15 protein-coding genes are annotated in these 17,250 nt (G+C 54.8%); 4 read left to right on the top strand and 11 right to left on the bottom strand.

Annotated features, from left to right (window positions below; all coding sequences use genetic code 11):
- Nucleotides 1-117: 117 nt before the first annotated feature.
- The 4 genes from DXX3274_RS10620 to copC all read right to left on the bottom strand — a co-directional run bounded on the left by DXX3274_RS10620 (nucleotide 118) and on the right by copC (nucleotide 3,380).
- On the bottom strand, nucleotides 118-819 hold the full coding sequence (locus DXX3274_RS10620; RefSeq protein ID WP_042859760.1) for a DNA/RNA non-specific endonuclease: 702 nt from the start codon (nucleotides 817-819) through the stop codon (nucleotides 118-120).
- A 509-nt stretch (nucleotides 820-1,328) separates the two neighbouring features.
- Complete coding sequence (ftnA, locus tag DXX3274_RS10615) at nucleotides 1,329-1,838, bottom strand: non-heme ferritin (protein ID WP_042859759.1); 510 nt, start codon at nucleotides 1,836-1,838, stop codon at nucleotides 1,329-1,331.
- A 279-nt stretch (nucleotides 1,839-2,117) separates the two neighbouring features.
- Nucleotides 2,118-2,996, bottom strand: a complete 879-nt coding sequence (gene copD, locus DXX3274_RS10610; RefSeq protein ID WP_042859758.1) for a copper homeostasis membrane protein CopD — start codon at nucleotides 2,994-2,996, stop codon at nucleotides 2,118-2,120.
- 3 nt (nucleotides 2,997-2,999) lie between these two features.
- Nucleotides 3,000-3,380: a copper homeostasis periplasmic binding protein CopC gene (copC, locus tag DXX3274_RS10605; RefSeq protein WP_084478751.1), complete on the bottom strand. Its 381-nt coding sequence runs from the start codon at nucleotides 3,378-3,380 to the stop codon at nucleotides 3,000-3,002.
- A gap of 161 nt (nucleotides 3,381-3,541) precedes the next feature.
- Between copC and DXX3274_RS10600 the strand changes: the two genes are divergently transcribed.
- A complete protein-coding gene (locus DXX3274_RS10600; protein WP_033570019.1) occupies nucleotides 3,542-3,772 on the top strand; it encodes a DNA polymerase III subunit theta in 231 nt (76 codons plus the stop codon).
- Between the two features lie 525 nt (nucleotides 3,773-4,297).
- On the opposite strand, the gene DXX3274_RS10595 is transcribed toward DXX3274_RS10600, so the two are convergent.
- Nucleotides 4,298-6,343 carry a S9 family peptidase gene (locus tag DXX3274_RS10595; RefSeq protein WP_042859757.1) on the bottom strand — a complete coding sequence of 682 codons (2,046 nt, stop codon included), beginning with the start codon at nucleotides 6,341-6,343 and terminating at the stop codon, nucleotides 4,298-4,300.
- Nucleotides 6,344-6,626: 283 nt separating this feature from the next.
- On the opposite strand from DXX3274_RS10595, the gene purT reads away from it, so the two are divergent.
- Entirely contained in the window at nucleotides 6,627-7,805 is a 1,179-nt protein-coding gene (purT, locus tag DXX3274_RS10590; protein WP_042859756.1) for a formate-dependent phosphoribosylglycinamide formyltransferase, read from the top strand.
- Between the two features lie 189 nt (nucleotides 7,806-7,994).
- Here purT and DXX3274_RS10585 read toward each other — a convergent pair whose 3' ends face one another.
- Together DXX3274_RS10585 and zwf are read right to left on the bottom strand one after the other, a co-directional pair.
- Nucleotides 7,995-8,636 carry a bifunctional 4-hydroxy-2-oxoglutarate aldolase/2-dehydro-3-deoxy-phosphogluconate aldolase gene (locus tag DXX3274_RS10585; protein WP_012884856.1) on the bottom strand — a complete coding sequence of 214 codons (642 nt, stop codon included), beginning with the start codon at nucleotides 8,634-8,636 and terminating at the stop codon, nucleotides 7,995-7,997.
- 153 nt (nucleotides 8,637-8,789) lie between these two features.
- Nucleotides 8,790-10,265: a glucose-6-phosphate dehydrogenase gene (gene zwf / locus DXX3274_RS10580; RefSeq protein WP_038658982.1), complete on the bottom strand. Its 1,476-nt coding sequence runs from the start codon at nucleotides 10,263-10,265 to the stop codon at nucleotides 8,790-8,792.
- A gap of 365 nt (nucleotides 10,266-10,630) precedes the next feature.
- Between zwf and DXX3274_RS10575 the strand changes: the two genes are divergently transcribed.
- Nucleotides 10,631-11,500 (top strand): MurR/RpiR family transcriptional regulator, encoded by an 870-nt coding sequence (locus DXX3274_RS10575; protein WP_013317811.1) that lies wholly within the window; start codon nucleotides 10,631-10,633, stop codon nucleotides 11,498-11,500.
- Between the two features lie 181 nt (nucleotides 11,501-11,681).
- Nucleotides 11,682-13,124: a pyruvate kinase gene (gene pyk / locus DXX3274_RS10570; RefSeq protein WP_042859755.1), complete on the top strand. Its 1,443-nt coding sequence runs from the start codon at nucleotides 11,682-11,684 to the stop codon at nucleotides 13,122-13,124.
- A 119-nt stretch (nucleotides 13,125-13,243) separates the two neighbouring features.
- Here the strand turns inward: pyk and DXX3274_RS10565 are convergent, their stop codons facing one another.
- The 4 genes from DXX3274_RS10565 to mepM form a co-directional block, all read right to left on the bottom strand.
- The gene (locus DXX3274_RS10565) at nucleotides 13,244-13,648 is read right to left on the bottom strand and encodes a hypothetical protein (RefSeq protein ID WP_042859754.1); all 405 of its coding nucleotides are present in this window, start codon (nucleotides 13,646-13,648) and stop codon (nucleotides 13,244-13,246) included.
- Between the two features lie 160 nt (nucleotides 13,649-13,808).
- Entirely contained in the window at nucleotides 13,809-14,240 is a 432-nt protein-coding gene (locus DXX3274_RS10560; RefSeq protein ID WP_042859753.1) for a hypothetical protein, read from the bottom strand.
- 453 nt (nucleotides 14,241-14,693) lie between these two features.
- The gene (gene lpxM / locus DXX3274_RS10555; RefSeq protein WP_042859752.1) at nucleotides 14,694-15,683 is read right to left on the bottom strand and encodes a lauroyl-Kdo(2)-lipid IV(A) myristoyltransferase; all 990 of its coding nucleotides are present in this window, start codon (nucleotides 15,681-15,683) and stop codon (nucleotides 14,694-14,696) included.
- Nucleotides 15,684-15,831: 148 nt separating this feature from the next.
- Entirely contained in the window at nucleotides 15,832-17,250 is a 1,419-nt protein-coding gene (gene mepM / locus DXX3274_RS10550) for a murein DD-endopeptidase MepM (protein WP_038659007.1), read from the bottom strand.

Genomic DNA, 17,250 nt, shown 5'->3' with positions numbered 1-17,250 from the left:
TTTTATAGACGTTTTTACAGATCAATTTTTTGAAATTGATCGCTGCCACCGATCGGTTTAACCCGCACCGCCCTACAAATTATTAGCAGCGTTCACCGGTGTTCCCGCCATCGGCATTCAGGGCTGTTTAAGAGCCGGAAAGGGGTCGATGGAATACCGGGCGGAAAAGTCGCTGACTGACAGACGGGTGACAACACCGGTCGTGTTATCGCCCACAAAAACCTGTTGGGCAGACTGACTGCTGATGGCTTTATAAATCAGGGTCGGCACCGATACGCCGTTGCCGATTCTCCTGTTGCCGAATACGGCTCCCGTCACTACCCATACCTCGCCATCCTGCAACGCCAGTTTACGCACCGACGCTTCGATTTTACGCCAGGATACCCGGTTCAGTTTCGGCAACTGCGGCGTCATATTCGACATGGAAAAAGACTCATGCTGCGCCAGAGGATTTGGCATATCCCCCGCTGGCGTCATATGCCCCTGATCGTACCCTGAATACTCATAATCTTCAGTTGCTGATCGCATGGACTGAGGTATTAATGGCTCAACATGAAATGAGTCGCGCCGGGAAATGCCGTCCGCAGCCTTGACCCGCTCGGCGGTTAAACGTTGTGCGGAAATTAATGGCGCTTTATTCGCATAGCTATAAAGCACGACAAATTCAGTGAAACAAATCTCTTCGTCATAATGAATATTGGGTGTTTCATCATTGATAAATTTACCGGGACATAACGACTGACCCGCTATTACCGGTAAATACGCCATCATCAGCATCAATGACAATAATAAATAACGCATCGTTTGTTTTAATGCCATCAGCTCGCTCTCTTACGGAAGTACGGTGAATTCGATTAATCCTGCTGGGCATCAACTTATCGAGCCCATCGCTAACCGACGGCGGCCCAGACTGAATCCGCCGGGAAGCCCCGTTATTATTCCGTCGGCCGTCGAAATAATCGTGTGTGTCCGGTACGTTCCGCGTTCACCAAACCGCAATGTCCACCAACGATGCATGCGATGGCGCATCAGCATCCGGGCAACAGACATCTCACCGCCCATATAATATTCAGGCGGCGGATAAAATGATCACAATCTGAAAGAAGGCAACGTATATGCACAGAGCAGTCCTGCCTGATTGCAGAACAAGAATTGGCATGTTGCTACGAAATGACGTTTAAACTGTGAAGAGAGTATGGCTGTGGGAAACACCGTAAATATACCGCATGCAGTGCGATAATAGTTCGATAATACCGTGTTGTTCCAGAAAAATAGGCGGGAAATAACAGTAAACCGGGCAGCCGGATAATCCAGCTGCCCGACCATCATCAGGCGGACGGCGTGGCGGATGCTGCCATTTTCTTCAGATCCTGATCAATAAAGAACAAACCGCCTTCCTGAGCATTCACCATGCCCATCTTGTCGAGGATAGACTTGAACAGTTTTTCTTCTTCATGCTGTTCCGCTACGTACCATTGCAGGAAGTTGAAGGTGGAGTAATCCTGCAACGTCATGGCTGCATGAGCCAGCTCATTGATTTTACTGGTGATCAATTGCTCATGTTCATAGGTCAGTTTGAACACATCCTGCAGCGAGTTGAAATCGACCGGCGGTGCGGCGATTGCACCCAGCACGGGCAGGCTGCCGGTATCGTCCAGATAATCGAACAAACGTTGCATGTGTTCCATTTCTTCACGGGAATGCGATTTCAGGAAAGTCGACGCCCCTTCAAAACCTTTGTCGCCGCACCAGGCGCTCATCTGCAGGTATAAATTGGCGGAGTAAAATTCAAGATTAAGCTGCTCATTCAGCTTTTGAATCATTTCTTTTTTTAACATGGCCGTTCCTTATTTTTACTGGCAGGTGACTGATGGATTGGCATTATGCCTGCAAATAATAAAATTTAAAACATTCCATTAACCAATAAGTGAATAATTTCGCTATAAATTCAAAGCATTATCATTTAGCCATGATAATGCTTTTCATTATGGTAAAAATGATCGCAGATTATGATTTGATAATTATTTTCATTATCAACACTTGCTGTTAGAAAATAGGCCTGCGGTATTTCTCTCACTCGTGCAATACGGTACAAGGCATATTTCCCGCTGCGCGACTCAAACCGGCGATAACGTAGCAAAAAAGCTGACCAGCGCGATGATCAGCACGGATAACGCCAGTTCCACGGTGGTTAAGCGCAGAAAATAGCCATACGCGGCGGTATGTGCCCGCCGAAAACGCGGCACCACCCAATACCGATTGAATAACGCCAGCAGCGCCATCACGGCCACCAGCAGAGTTTTCACTGCCAGCAACACGCCGTACAGCCCGGCAGCCGGTAATGGCCAGCCGAGTATCAGCCAGGTATTCACCAACCCGGTCAGGATCGCCAATGCAACAGCCAGATGACCATAACGGGAAAAAAGCATCATCGTCAGGATAGCGTCCGTTCGTGTCTGCGGCTGCCGCGCATCCTGCAACACAAACAGCAGTGGCAGCAGCCCTCCGACCCAAAACGTCACGGACAGCAAATGCACGATCTGATTGATGCAATGCAATACGCCGGGCCATCCTTCCAGCATCGCCGCGTGTCCCACCCACCCCATGCCGCATAATTGCAGTATGCCAAGCACCAGCACGCCCGCTTGCCGGCTACGGCTACGCCAGAAAAACACCACGCAGGCCATCAGCGCCAGCACGGGCTGCCAGAGCCATATTTCCCCGAAGCGAGTGCCCAATACGGCGCGCCAGATGCCGGCATCGCCGATATTACGCCAGTCGCCACTCATCAAACCGGTTTGCGCCGCCAGTATGGCTACGGCGGTCAATAATGCCGCCACGCAGCTGATCGCCATCAGACCATGCAACTGCGACGCCAGCCGGACCCGATACGTTCGGGGAGCAAGCAGCGTGCCGTAACATGCCGAGCCGACCAGCAACATAAGGCTGGAAAAATGTCCGAGGCGCGATAACGCGTAAAGCCACTCCAGCGTCATCGATTACTTAACGCCAAAGCGATAGCTTCCTTCCGTCTTGTGACCGTCAACCGACAGCACATGCCAGCGAACTTGATAACTGCCGCTGACCAGCGGCTTCTCAAGCGGCACCACCAGAACATTGTGATGGTCGCTTTCCACTGTCGCTTTGCCCACAGGCACGGTCTGTCCCGCCGACGTCAATTCAACACCGCTGAAAGCCGGTTCGATATCTTCGGAAAAAAGCAGCGTCAGAGAAGAAGGCGCTTTTTGTACCGGGGTATCTTTATCCGCTACCGGCGTCTGGCTTTTGAGGTGCGCATGCGCCAGTGCCGAGTGGGAAATAACCAGACTCCCCATCAACACCGCGACATGCAAGGCCGGAAAAACTTTACGTTTCAACATGATTTCATCCTTTCTGGCGATCCCCATTGCGTTCGGGAGACCAAGAGTCAGCGGCAAGAATACGAGCCCCCTGTCGCCTTGTCGAGGGACAGGACGGTAACAGAATTTGCCAATTCCACACTTCTGCTTTAATTTTGTGGCGCAACAGAGAGGAGGCAATCATGGGATACAATCTGGCCGAACTTCCTTATGAAGAAATGGAAAAGGTCAATGTGGATCTGGCGGCATCGGGCGTGGCGTTTCGCGAACGCTACAACATGCCGGTGATCCTGGATGAAATCGAACAGCAGCAACCCGCGCACCTGCGCACCTATTTCCGGGAAAGGGTCAGCTATTACCGGGAGATGTCCCACCAGTTCTCCACCCTGCCTTACGACCCCAACAGTAAATAATAATCCCGTTTTCCGGCATGGTTTCGGAGAGGCGCTATCCGGTACGGCCGGGTAGCGCTTGTTTACCCTCAGATTCCAGGTTCTGCCGTCTTGTCTGAACCGGCCGCCTGACGCGGCGCCAGTCAAAAAAACGCTTTTTTTTCTTGCATCCCTGCGCAAACAGGAGGTTAATAAACAGGCGAACCAACCTTTTACCAAGCGAGGCACAACATGAGTAAAGGAATGGACAGCAAGAAAAACGCCAAGAAAAAACCGCTGAAAACCGCCGCGCAGAAACGGGCGGAAAAGCGGGCTAAACGGGCTCAACCACAGCCTGAAACCAACTGAGTTGCCGCCGTTCTTCCGGTCAATTAAACGACATATCGCCAAGGCAACATTTCTGCGATCACCCTCTGCCTCCTGACACCCGGTGATCGCAGTTTCAAACGCTGGCCGACTTCCCTTGTTCCTCTTGTTTCCCTTATTTCCCGACACAGCGGTCTTGATAATACGCGAGAAAGTGACCGGCTAACCCAGGGCGCTACTTCACGTCGGCTGGCGCTCCAGCACCATCAGCAGGAAGGTGAACTCCTGGGCGATATCTTCAAACTGAGCCAGACGGCCGGATTTACCGCCGTGCCCTGACCCCATATCGGTATGCAACAGCAGCAGGTGATCATCGGTTTTCAGTTCACGCAGTTTCGCAACCCATTTGGCCGGTTCCCAGTACTGAACCTGAGAATCATGCAGACCAGTGGTCACCAGCAGGTGCGGATACGCCTGCGCCGAGACATTGTCATAAGGGCTGTATTGTTTGATGTACTGGTAATCCCGCGCGTTGTTTGGGTTGCCCCATTCGTCGTATTCACCGGTGGTGAGCGGAATGGACTCGTCCAGCATGGTGGTAAGCACGTCGACAAACGGCACCTGCGCCACCACGCCACTGAACAACGACGGCGCCAGATTAATCACCGCCCCCATCAGCAACCCGCCCGCGCTGCCTCCCATCGCGAAGGTTTTCGCCGGTTCGCCGTAACCGCGCGCCAGCAACGCCTGCGTGACATCAATGAAATCCGTAAAGGTATTCATCTTGTTGAACAGACGCCCCTGGTCATGCCATTGCTGCCCCAACTCGCCGCCACCGCGAATATGCGCCAGCGCATACACGAAGCCGCGATCCAGCAAACTAAGACGACTGCTGCTAAATTCCGGATCCATACTGCTGCCATAAGCGCCGTAGCCATAGACCAGCAGCGGGCTTTGGCTCAGTTCGCAATCCTTGTGATACACCAGCGATACCGGCACCGACTCGCCATCGCGGGCCGTCACCCACAACCGCTCGCTCCGGTAATTTCCGGCGTCAAAGTTTTTCACCTCTGATTGCTTGAGCACCACCTGCACGCCGGTCGTCATATCCAGCTCATAGATAGTCATCGGCGTGGTCATGGAAGAATAGCCGTAACGCAGTTGCGTGCTCTCCGGCGTCGGGTTATAGCTCAACCAGGTCACATAGGCCGGGTCGTTAAAGGCAATCTGGCGAGATTCTTCCGTTTGCCAGTGAATGTAGCGGATGTGAGTCAGCCCGCGCTCGCGCTCTTCGACCACGTACCAGTCGTCAAACAGCGAAAATCCTTCCAGCACCCGTTCCGGACGCGGGGCAATCAAGGCATCCCATGCCGACTCGCTGGCGTCGTGGGCGCGGTAGAAACCAAAGGTTTTGCCGTCTTTGTTGGAGCGGACATAAAATGCGTCGCGGAAATGATCGACCACATACTCGTGATCCGGCCGCCGCGGCACAAACACGCGCGGCGTTGCCTGTGGGTCGGCGGCGTCCAGCAACAGAATTTCCGTGCTGGTGGTGCTGTCGAGATAAATCAGGATATAACGCTCGGACGTGGTTTTATCCAGACTAAGATAGAACGCGTCATCCGTTTCTTCGTACACCAGTTCGTCCTGCTGCGGATCCTCGCCCAGGCGATGGCGATAAACCTGATAAGGCAGCAGGGTCTGCGGATTTTTACGCACGTAATAGAGAGTACGGGAGTCCGCCGCCCACTCACTGCCGGCCGAGACATTTTCCAGCCGATCCGCCAGCCACTCGCCGGTGTCGAGGTCGCGAAACGTCACCACATACTGCCGACGGGACAGCAAATCTTCCGCCACGCTCATCAAACGGTTGTCAGGGCTGACGCCCAGCGCGCCCAGACTGTAGAACTCGCTGCCTGTCGCCCGCTGATTACCATCCAGCAATACCTGCCAGGCGTCGCTTCCCGTCTCCTGCTCCGGCTGACGCTGATAGATAGCGTAATCCTTGCCAGGCTCATAGCGGCTCTGGTAACGATAGCCGCGTTTCACATAGGGCACGGAGACGTCTTCACCGGGGATCCGCGCCACCATTTCCTCGTACAAGGTCTGACGCAGCGCGGCATGGGGCGCCATAATCTGATCGCAATAGCGATTCTCCTCCTGCAGCCAGGCCAGCACATCCGGGTTGTTGCGTTCATCATTTCGCAGCCAGTAGTAATTATCGATGCGGGTATCGCCATGCATCGTCATCACATGCGGGCGTTTTTCGGCTTGCGGCGCTTTCATCCACGTCACTCCTTTCCATTCATTGATCAGGCTCTGCCTTACATCCCGCCCCACGCTGGCGAGCCAGCGATGGTGAGACGGCAAATGCCCAAAGCCTGTCATGAATCATCGGGGGAATCCAGCTTGTGCCGAGATCTGCATGAATTTTCACTCGCTTTTGCGTACCGGTACGCGGGTAATGCCAAACGCAAACGTTTTCGTTTATACTGCGGCCACGTTCGGGCCCCGGTCTGCCCGGTTTTTACTGCAAGCTCTTTTTTACAACACCATCAGGTATCAGGTTATGTTAACAATGGGAACAGCCCTGCGTCCCGGAGCCACCCGCGTTATGCTGTTAGGCTCCGGCGAGCTGGGAAAAGAAGTGGCGATTGAGTGTCAGCGTCTGGGTATTGAGGTCATCGCGGTCGATCGCTACGCCGATGCCCCGGCCATGCAAGTCGCCCACCGCTGCCACGTCATCAACATGCTGGATGGCGACGCGCTGAAACAACTGGTGGCGCAGGAACGCCCGGATTACATCGTGCCTGAAATCGAAGCTATCGCCACGGATATGCTGGTCGCGCTGGAACAGCAGGGGCAACGAGTGGTGCCGTGCGCCGAAGCCACTCGTCTGACCATGAACCGCGAAGGCATCCGCCGGCTGGCGGCGGAAACGCTGGGCCTGCCGACGTCCAGTTACCGTTTTGCCGCTGACGAAACCGCGTTCCGTCAGGCTGCCAATGAGCTGGGTTTTCCCTGTATCGTCAAGCCGGTGATGAGCTCATCGGGGAAAGGTCAAAGCTTGATCCGGTCGCCGGAACAGCTGGACCACGCCTGGCGCTATGCGCAGGAAGGCGGTCGGGCCGGCGGCGGAAAAGTGATTGTGGAAGGGCTGGTGAAATTCGATTTCGAGATCACGCTGCTGACCATCCATGCGGTTGACGGTCTGCACTTCTGCGAGCCGATCGGCCATCGTCAGGAAGACGGTGATTACCGCGAATCCTGGCAGCCGCAGCAGATGAGCGAGCTGGCGCTGACGCGAGCCAAAGAGATTGCCGGTAACGTGGTGAAAGCGTTGGGCGGTTTCGGCCTGTTTGGCGTGGAACTGTTTATTTGCGGCGACGAGGTCATCTTCAGCGAAGTGTCGCCACGCCCGCACGATACCGGTATGGTGACGCTCATTTCACAGGATCTGTCCGAGTTTGCGCTGCATGTTCGTGCGTTCCTCGGTCTGCCGATCGGTGCGATCCGCCAGTACGGCCCGTCGGCTTCCGCGGTTATCCTGCCGGAACTGACCAGCAGCGATGTGCGCTATCAGGGACTGGAGCAGGCATTGCGGCCGTATACCCAGATTCGCCTGTTCGGCAAGCCGGACATCAGCGGTCGTCGTCGCATGGGCGTCGCGCTGGCGACCGCCGACAGCACGGATGCCGCCGTGCAACTGGCGAAGTCCACCGCGTCAGCCGTTAAGGTCAGCGGCTGACATGACGTCAGGCTCATGCGGTCGCGTGGGCCTGAATCCTTCCCAATAACACCAGAATCAGACGGCAGATTTGTTGTAACGACCACTGCCGCCACAACAGGTTCAAGACGGTTTGCCGGCCCGCCGGGTAAAAACAAAAAAAGACCCGCTGACGCGGGCTTGCAAGCATTTAAGACGGGGAAACGTCGGTCAGGCTGTCGCGCCGGCAACGGCTTCACGCGCCAACGCCGTGATGCGATCGTAATCGCCGCTTTCCAGCGCATCGGCCGGCACCAGCCAGGAGCCGCCGACACACAGCACGCTTTTCAGCGCCAGGTAGTCGCGGTAATTCTTCAGCGAGATCCCGCCGGTCGGGCAGAAACGGATCTTGCCGAACGGACCCGCAATCGCCTGCAGCGCTTTCACCCCGCCGTTAGCTTCCGCCGGGAAGAATTTAAATTCGCGCAAACCGTAATCCATCCCCAGCATCAGTTCGGATACGGTGCTGATCCCTGGGATCAACGGAATAGTGCCTTCCGTTGCGGCTTTCAGCAGCGGCTCGGTCAGGCCGGGGCTGATGGCAAACTGCGCACCGGCTGCAGTCACTTCCGCCAGCTGCTGCGGGTTGGTGACCGTACCGGCGCCGACGATAGCGTCCGGCACTTCCTGCGCGATCAGGCGAATCGCCTCTACCGCACAATCGGTACGCAGCGTGAGCTCCAGTACACGAACACCACCCGCTACCAGGGCTTTCGCCATCGGCACCGCGTGTTCCAGTTTGTTAATCACAATCACAGGAACAACCGGACCGGCTGTCAGAATCTGTTCCGCACTGGTTTTCCAGTTTTTCATCGAGGGTAATCTCCAGTCATGCCCAACGGGCATCGATTAATGATCTGGCGCGCCCCTGCCACAGGGATCCGCAGTTACCCACGGACGTCCGACCGCACCGTCAGCCAAAAAACGCTAACGGCTTCGCCCCGCCTTACGACGGGGCAAAACCGCTTATTCCACTTCGTTCCAGGAACGTCCATCGCGGGTAATCATGGCGACGGACGCTACCGGCCCCCAGGTTCCTGCTTGGTACGGCTTGGGCGAATCATTGTCCATTGCCCAGGCATCCATAATGGAGTCCACCCATTTCCAGGCTTCTTCTACTTCGTCGCGGCGCACGAACAGTGCCTGAATACCGCGCATGGTTTCCAGCAGCAGGCGCTCATAGGCGTCCGCCAGATGCTGCTGGTTAAAGGTTTCCGAGAAGCTCAGGTCAAGCTTGGTGGTCTGCAACCGATGTTTGTGGTCCAGTCCCGGAATCTTGTTCAGAATCTGAATTTCCACCCCTTCGTCCGGCTGCAGGCGGATGATCAGCTTGTTCTGCGGCAACTGCTGATAGGAATCGTGGAACAAATTGAGCGCCGGGTTTTTAAAGTAGACCACCACTTCCGAGCATTTTGACGGCAGACGCTTGCCGGTACGCAGATAAAACGGCACGCCGGACCAGCGCCAGTCGTCGATATCGACGCGAATGGCCACAAAGGTTTCGGTATTGCTGGTCTTATTGGCCCCGTCTTCTTCCAGGTAGCCCGGCACTTTCTTACCTTGCACGAAACCGCTGGTGTACTGCCCGCGCACCGTCACTTCATGCACATTGGAACGATCGATACGGCGCAGCGAACGCAACACCTTAACCTTTTCATCACGAATGCGGTCGGTGCTCAGATCCGCCGGCGGCGACATGGCGATCATGGTCAGAATCTGCAACAGGTGATTCTGGATCATGTCGCGCATTTGCCCGGCCTGATCGAAATATCCCCAGCGCCCTTCAATACCCACCTCTTCCGCCACGGTAATCTGCACGTGATCGATAGTGCGGTTATCCCAGTTGTTGGCAAACAGGGAATTGGCGAAACGCAGCGCCAGCAGATTCAGCACGGTTTCCTTGCCGAGATAGTGGTCGATGCGGTAGACCTGACATTCGTTGAAAAACTCCGCCACCTGATTGTTGATCACCCGTGACGATGCCAGGTCGGTGCCCAGCGGTTTTTCCATCACCACGCGCGCCGGTTCCTTATTCAGGCCGGCCTTCCCCAGGCCGCGGCAGATAGCGCCGAAGGTGCTCGGCGGCATGGCGAAATAATTGATGGTGGTGCGATTCTGCTGATCGAGCATCGTTCCCAACCGATTGAACCCTTCGGTGTCTTCCACATCAAGGTTGCAGAAGTCGAGCCGGTTGCTCAGGGTTGTCCACAATGCCGGGTCGAGCGGCTCCTTGAGAAAGGTTTCCAGCGCTTCGCGCACCACTTTGATATAGGCGTCTCGGTCCCACTCCGCCCGTCCCACACCGATAATGCGGGTTTCCGGATGAATATGGCCTGCTTTTTCCAGTTGATACAGTGAAGGCAGCAATTTACGGCGCGCAAGGTCGCCCTTTGCACCGAAAATAACCAGGTCACACGCCTGGGCTGTTGACGTTACCGCCATTTTCAATCTCCTCATTGCAGGACGCTGTAATTTTATTACATTAATAATGTACTCTTTTTGACACAAACCAGTAAACCCGTAATAAAACCACATTATCGGCTGATTCTGATACGACAAGGCTTCAGAACCTATTGTGCCGATGGAGAAAACGAGTCTGGCATCTGCCTAAAAGAGAAATTTCCCATCGTTTCTGACAGCCAGTTACTGTTCTGAAAGTTAGACACAGGTCATATTCTGACAAAAAAAGCCGATGACTTGTTGTGTCGACCTCTGCCAACCGTTACGGGCTCGTAGTATATTTCACAAAATCCGCATCGGTTTCACCTTTGGCTGAAATCCAAAATACCATAGATGGTCGTTGTCATATGAATATGCTGGAAAAAATCCAGGGTCATCTGGAGCTGTTGAGCAAGTCGGAGCGAAAAGTGGCGGAAGTCATTCTCGCGTCGCCTCAGACAGCCATCCACTCCAGTATCGCCACCCTCGCCGGTATGGCCGAGGTCAGCGAACCCACGGTCAACCGCTTCTGCCGCCGGCTGGATACCAAAGGCTTTCCTGATTTTAAACTGCATCTGGCGCAGAGTCTGGCCAACGGCACGCCTTATGTGAACCGCAACGTGGAAGAAGACGATTCGGTGGAGTCTTACACCAGCAAAATCTTCGAGTCCACCATGGCCGGGCTGGAACATGTGAAATCCTGCCTGGACATTCAGGCTATCAACCGTGCGGTGGATTTACTCACCCAGGCGCGCAAGATTTCCTTCTTCGGCTTCGGCGCCTCGGCGGCGGTGGCCCACGATGCGATGAACAAATTTTTTCGCTTCAATATTCCGGTGGTTTACTTCGATGACCTGGTCATGCAGCGCATGAGCTGCATGAATTCCGGCGAAGGCGACGTAGTCGTGCTGATTTCGCACACCGGGCGTACCAAAAGTCTGGTGGATATGGCGCGGCTGGCGCGGGAAAACGACGCCACCGTTATCGCCATTACGTCGGACGGCTCCCCTCTTTCGCGGGAAGCCTCGCTTACGCTGCGGGTCGAGGTGCCGGAAGACACTGATGTTTACATGCCGATGGTATCGCGCATCGCCCAGCTAACGCTGATTGATGTGTTAGCCACCGGTTTTACTCTACGGCGCGGCGCAAAATTCCGCGATAACTTGAAGCGGGTCAAGGAAGCGTTACGCGAATCGAGATTTGATAAGGAAGAACGATTCAGCAACCCGTTTAACTAATTATGTTATAACATCGGGTGACAAGGGGTGATGCCCAACGGGAAGAAATCCTGTCACTCAATCATAATTACAGGCACGGCATCCGGACAGTGCAGAGCGGCAGAGACGGCACCCATAGTTATGTCCTCTCCTGACGGCGTTACCACATTACAACAAGCTTCACCAGTCAACGGAGTTATACATGTCCAGACGGCTCAGAAGAACCAAAATCGTTACCACGCTGGGGCCGGCTACAGACCGCGACAATAATCTGGAAAAGATCATTGCCGCAGGCGCAAACGTAGTCCGCCTGAACTTTTCTCACGGTTCGCCGGAAGATCATCTTCTGCGCGCCAACAAAGTTCGCGAAATTGCGGCTAAACTTGGCCGTCATGTTGCTATTCTGGGCGACCTCCAGGGCCCCAAAATCCGTGTGTCCACCTTCAAAGAAGGGAAAATTTTCCTCAACGTGGGTGACAAGTTCCTGCTGGACGCCAGCCTTGGCAAAGGCGAAGGCGATAAAGAAAGAGTCGGTATCGACTACAAAGGACTGCCCAGCGATGTGGTTCCCGGCGACATCCTGCTGCTGGATGATGGCCGTGTGCAGTTGAAAGTTCTGGCCGTGGACGACATGAAAGTGTTCACCGAAGTCACCGTCGGCGGCCCGTTGTCCAACAACAAAGGCATCAACAAACTGGGTGGCGGTCTGTCCGCCGAAGCGCTGACTGAAAAAGACAAGGCCGACATCATTACCGCGGCTAAAATCGGCGTGGATTTTCTGGCGGTGTCATTCCCACGTACCGGTGAAGACCTGCACTATGCCCGTCGTCTGGCGCGCGAAGCCGGCAGCAACGCCAAAATCGTCTCCAAAGTAGAACGCGCAGAAGCGGTGTCAACCGACGAAGCGATGGACGACATCATTCTTGCCTCCGATATCGTGATGGTCGCTCGTGGCGATCTGGGCGTGGAAATCGGCGACCCGGAGCTGGTTGGTATCCAGAAAAAACTGATTCGCCGCGCTCGCCAGTTGAACCGTGCGGTGATTACCGCTACGCAGATGATGGAGTCGATGATCACCAACCCGATGCCGACCCGCGCCGAAGTGATGGACGTCGCCAACGCCGTGCTGGACGGTACCGATGCGGTGATGCTCTCGGCGGAAACCGCTGCCGGTCAATACCCGGCGGAAACCGTCGCGGCCATGGCGAAAGTGTGCCTGGGTGCGGAAAAGATCCCCAGCATCAACGTATCCAAACACCGCCTTGATGTGCAGTTCGACAACGTGGAAGAGTCGATCGCCATGTCCGCCATGTACGCGGCCAACCACCTCAACGGCGTTACCGCGATTATCGCCATGACCGAATCCGGCCGCACCGCGCTGATGATGTCCCGTATCAGTTCCGGCCTGCCGATTTTCGCCATGTCTCGTCACGAGCATACGCTGAATCTGACCGCGCTTTATCGTGGCGTCACTCCGGTGCAGTTCACCAGCTACACTGACGGCGTAGCTGCGGCTAACGACGCCGTGCTCCTGCTGCGCGACAAAGGTTTCCTGGTGTCCGGCGACCTGGTTATCGTGACCCAGGGGGACGTGATGGGAACGGTCGGCACCACCAATACGGTGCGTGTACTGCGGGTGGAATAATCGCGTAGCGCTCGCGATACCACAACGTTCAAACGGGGCGCGGTTATCGCCCCGCTCTGTTTTGTCATCACACATCGTGTTCTGGCGGCTTAATCCCCTACCTGCCGCGACTCATCCGCTTATTGGCTATCCAGCCCACCAGACAGATTAGCCCGGCTGGAACTGGACTTGCCATCGCTATAATAAACGTCATAACCGCCGTAGAGATTGGCTCGGCTGGAGCTGGCGTTACCATCGCTGTACCGGGTATCCAGCCCGCCTGACAGATTCGCGCGGCTGGTGCTGTGGGTGCCGTCACTAAAGTGGGTGTCATAACCACCGGACAGGTTGGTCCGGCTGGTGCTGGTGCGCCCATCGCTGTAGCGGGTATCGAATCCGCCCGATAAATTGGCGCGGCTGGTGGATGTCGAACCATCGTTATAACGGCAGTCCTGACCACCGGACAGATTGGCCCGACAGCTGTCAGCCTGGGAAAAAGGAATGTGTGCAGTCAGTAATGCAAGACATAAAAGTGATTTGTTCATAAAACTCAACCTTTCTCCAAAAGGAATAAGTCATATTTCCCCGGTCAGGAATAACTCTTTGGTTATTTTAAAATAACCCATATTGTTATTTCCTGACCGGGTCAATTATTGCCATCTGCGCGAATACTACTATTCCTTTTATTATCGCGCGATGTTCATCTTATTGTACGTTGACTGGCGGACGGTTTTCCTGGGTATCGCTACTATTGCTTTTCTTATCGTCCGTTTTTTCCCCGGTGCTGGCTTTGGTTTTTCCCTTGGTATTGGCGCTGTCGGCGTGGTGCTTTTTCACCGCCTTTTTCGCTGTTTTCTCTTCACCTTTCACGTGAGTTTCAGCGGCGACTTTTTCAGTCTTCGCCACGTTATCTCCCTCGACATTCGCTTTCACCGCTGAAACGTCACGTTCAGCTTTGGCTGCAGCGTCAGTGTTGGCTTTATCCACCGCCTTGCCCAGCGCAGATTCGGCGGATGCCGGTACTGTGCTGGTTGCCGTGGCGTCAGTTGCGCTTTTTTCCACCGTGGTGGTCGCTGCGTTGGCAGTTGCATAGGTTGTTGCCAGTAAAACGCCTAAAAACAGTGGTTTCAGATTCATGATATAAATCCTTTAACAGAGATTCTTTTATTAGCCTGAATTAAATAGGCGGATAAATTATCCCGCAGTATTTACAGTGGCTAACGGTTGAAGTCATGCATGCAGTGACCTCGGGGGTTATTAAATCAAAAGCAATAACAAAAAGAATATGGAATACTCCGAGAAAAGTTCAGGGGTAAACAACGCTATTTTTAAAGTTTTTTATAAGTTCCGATGCAGATAAAATGAAATAAGATTTAACTGTTACAGGTTATGTATTCCCGACAACGGACTCATCGAGTTTGAATAAATAACGGATTGATTATTCAATACATAAACTCTGCGACAGGCTGTGCAGACCACGGATCGCGTTTATGTCTATACGCGTTTATGCCTATACCGCAGCGGACACAGATAAAAAAAGCGGAGCTCCAGCTCCGCCTTTGTCGTTTTCCTGTTGTGATCGCCTACGGTTCACGATTTTTTGCGCGGGTACAGATCCTTACGCAGATAGGGCTCGGTTTCCCCCGGCTTACGGGTTTTCAACAGTTTCAAAATCCAGGTGTACTGTTCCGGATTAGGCGTTACCAGATGCTCAACCTCTTCATTCATGCGGCGGGCAATCGTGTGATCATCGGCGCCATTAATATCGCTCATCGGCGGGCGAATATAGACATTTAGCTGAGAGGTTTTGCCATCATACACCGGAAACAGCGGCACGATTTCAGCACGACATACCTTCATCAGCCGACCGACAGCGGGCAGCGTGGCTTTATACGTCGCAAAAAAATCGACGAACTCGCTGTGCTCGGCGCCATGATCCTGATCCGGCAGATAGTAGCCCCAGTAGCCTTCACGCACTGAACTGATAAAAGGTTTAATGCCATCGTTGCGGGTATGCAGACGTCCACCAAAACGGCGGCGCAGGGTATTCCAAAGATAATCCTGCAACGGGTTTTTCTGATTGTGCATCATGGCGGCCATTTTCTGGCCGCGCAGGCTCATCAGCATGGCGGGAACGTCCACTGCCCAGCCGTGGGGCACCATGAAAATAATGTTACGCTGCTGTTCCCGCAACGCATCGACAATCTCCATGCCATGCCAGCGGACACGACGTTCAGCCCGGCTGGCGGGTAATATCGCCAGTTCAACCATCATCAGCATCGCCTGCGGCGCGGTCGCAAACATCTGATCGATGATATGCTCGCGTTCGGTTTCCGACAGCTGCGGCATACACAACAGCAAATTGATGCGGGCGCGTCGTCTCGCGCCTTTGGAAAACCGCCCTACAAGTCGGCCTAACGCGCCCAGTACCGGATCACGCAAGCGGGCTGGAATGCAGGCGAGCAACGCTGTCACCCCCACAACCAGCCAGAGCGCCCAGTAGCGCGGATGAAAGAAGGCAGACGTAAACTGCGGGATAAACTCAGCGTTGGTTTTCTTCTCTTGTTTCTCTTGTTCCATGCAGCCACTCTTCATCACAAAATCGGGTTAATGATAATAGCTACCCGACGTTTTGCAATTGAACACGCACTGGTCTGATATTGCCCGTGCGACATAAAAAAACAGCCGGCAGCGCAAACTGCCGGCTGTCACTTATCCGCAACGGTTATTAGTCCAGTTGCAGTTGAGGTAATACTTCGCGCACGTGCGCCAGATAATCGCGACGCTCTTTGCCCATCAGCCCTTCGGAGCGCGGCAGTTTCGCAGTGAGCGGGTTGACGGCTTGCTGGTTAACCCACAGTTCATAATGCAGGTGTGGGCCGGTGGAGCGCCCGGTATTGCCGGACAGACCAATGCGATCGCCACGCTTGATCTTCTGCCCCGGTTTAACCAGCAAACGGTTCATGTGCATGTAACGGGTGGTGTATTGCCGCCCGTGGCGCACAGCCACAAAGTTGCCGGCTTCACTGTCCCGTTCAGCCACCACGACCTCGCCATCACCGACGGCCAGTACCGGCGTCCCCACCGGCATGGAGAAATCAACGCCACGGTGCGGCGCGATACGACCGGTTACCGGATTAAGACGGCGCGGGTTGAAGTTGGAGGATACCTTGAACTGCTTCATGGTCGGGAAACGCAGGAAGCCGCGGGTCAGGCCGGAAGCTTCGCGGTCATAAAATTTGCCGTCTTCAGCGCGGAACGCGTAGTAGTTTTTCCCGCCGGTACGCAACCGTACGCCCTGCAGTTCGCTCTGCTCGCTACGGCCATCCAGTATTTCACGGGAAATCAGCACGGCAAAACTGTCATCTTTACGCAGTTTGCGGAAATCCAGCTGCCATTGCAGCGCACGAATCACTTCCCGCACTTCGCTGCTGGTCAGCCCGGCAGCCTGCGCGCTACTAGCGAAACTGCCGTCCAGACGACCGACCAGCACCTTGTTCTGCCAGTCCCCTTCCACGTTCTCGATTTCTTCACGGAACGCATCGCCGCTACGGGTGTAAGTGCGGGTTTCCCGACGAGACACCTGCCAGGTCAGGGTTTGCAACGCGCCGTCGCTATCCAGCGTCCAGGTCAGTTGCTGGCCAATCTTCAGATTCCGCAACGCCGCATTACGATCCGCCAGAGCCGCGATATCCGACATATCAATACCGTATTGCGTCAGAATACTGCTCAGCGTATCGCCGGTAGACACCACGTACTCATGGGTGTCGTCGGCGTCTTTGTCGTCGAGTTCGTCTTTGATAATGCCATTGGTGGTGGACGGCTGATCCAGCGGTTCGCTGTTGGCTTCGGTAACATCCGCCGTCGGCGCCGAACCGGCGATCTGCGACGTCGCTACCGGCGGCAACGGATTGCTGTCCAGGGGTTCACTGGCAGGAGGATTCAGAGCCTGGCTCTGAGTCTGGGTTTGATTTTTTTCGCTTTCCGCGTCTTTTACGATAACAGGTGCGTCATTGACCGGGGGATATGTCATCGGCCGCCAAACCGCGGCGGCCAGTGTGACGACAGTCAGTGACCCCAGCATCACGCGGTGAGGCCGGGGCAGGCTGTTATACGCCAGAGCGATAGTTCGGACTATCTGCTGCAC

This window comes from Dickeya sp. NCPPB 3274, from assembly GCF_000406205.1.
Classification (GTDB): Bacteria; Pseudomonadota; Gammaproteobacteria; order Enterobacterales; family Enterobacteriaceae; genus Dickeya; species Dickeya fangzhongdai.
Note: the sequence above shows the minus strand (reverse complement) of the source record. Positions and strands in the feature narration are given on the sequence as shown.

Bases quoted from the DNA above. Each gene is read 5' to 3' on its own strand.
- DXX3274_RS10575 (WP_013317811.1), top strand. From the start codon at position 10,631: ATGAATATGCTGGAAAAAATCCAGGGTCATCTGGAGCTGTTGAGCAAG.
- DXX3274_RS10585 (WP_012884856.1), bottom strand. From the start codon at position 8,636: ATGAAAAACTGGAAAACCAGTGCGGAACAGATTCTGACAGCCGGTCCG.
- DXX3274_RS10560 (WP_042859753.1), bottom strand. From the start codon at position 14,240: ATGAATCTGAAACCACTGTTTTTAGGCGTTTTACTGGCAACAACCTAT.
- DXX3274_RS10600 (WP_033570019.1), top strand. From the start codon at position 3,542: ATGGGATACAATCTGGCCGAACTTCCTTATGAAGAAATGGAAAAGGTC.
- ftnA (WP_042859759.1), bottom strand. From the start codon at position 1,838: ATGTTAAAAAAAGAAATGATTCAAAAGCTGAATGAGCAGCTTAATCTT.
- zwf (WP_038658982.1), bottom strand. From the start codon at position 10,265: ATGGCGGTAACGTCAACAGCCCAGGCGTGTGACCTGGTTATTTTCGGT.
- copD (WP_042859758.1), bottom strand. From the start codon at position 2,996: ATGACGCTGGAGTGGCTTTACGCGTTATCGCGCCTCGGACATTTTTCC.
- DXX3274_RS10595 (WP_042859757.1), bottom strand. From the start codon at position 6,343: ATGAAAGCGCCGCAAGCCGAAAAACGCCCGCATGTGATGACGATGCAT.
- DXX3274_RS10565 (WP_042859754.1), bottom strand. From the start codon at position 13,648: ATGAACAAATCACTTTTATGTCTTGCATTACTGACTGCACACATTCCT.
- copC (WP_084478751.1), bottom strand. From the start codon at position 3,380: ATGTTGAAACGTAAAGTTTTTCCGGCCTTGCATGTCGCGGTGTTGATG.
- lpxM (WP_042859752.1), bottom strand. From the start codon at position 15,683: ATGGAACAAGAGAAACAAGAGAAGAAAACCAACGCTGAGTTTATCCCG.
- purT (WP_042859756.1), top strand. From the start codon at position 6,627: ATGTTAACAATGGGAACAGCCCTGCGTCCCGGAGCCACCCGCGTTATG.
- pyk (WP_042859755.1), top strand. From the start codon at position 11,682: ATGTCCAGACGGCTCAGAAGAACCAAAATCGTTACCACGCTGGGGCCG.
- DXX3274_RS10620 (WP_042859760.1), bottom strand. From the start codon at position 819: ATGGCATTAAAACAAACGATGCGTTATTTATTATTGTCATTGATGCTG.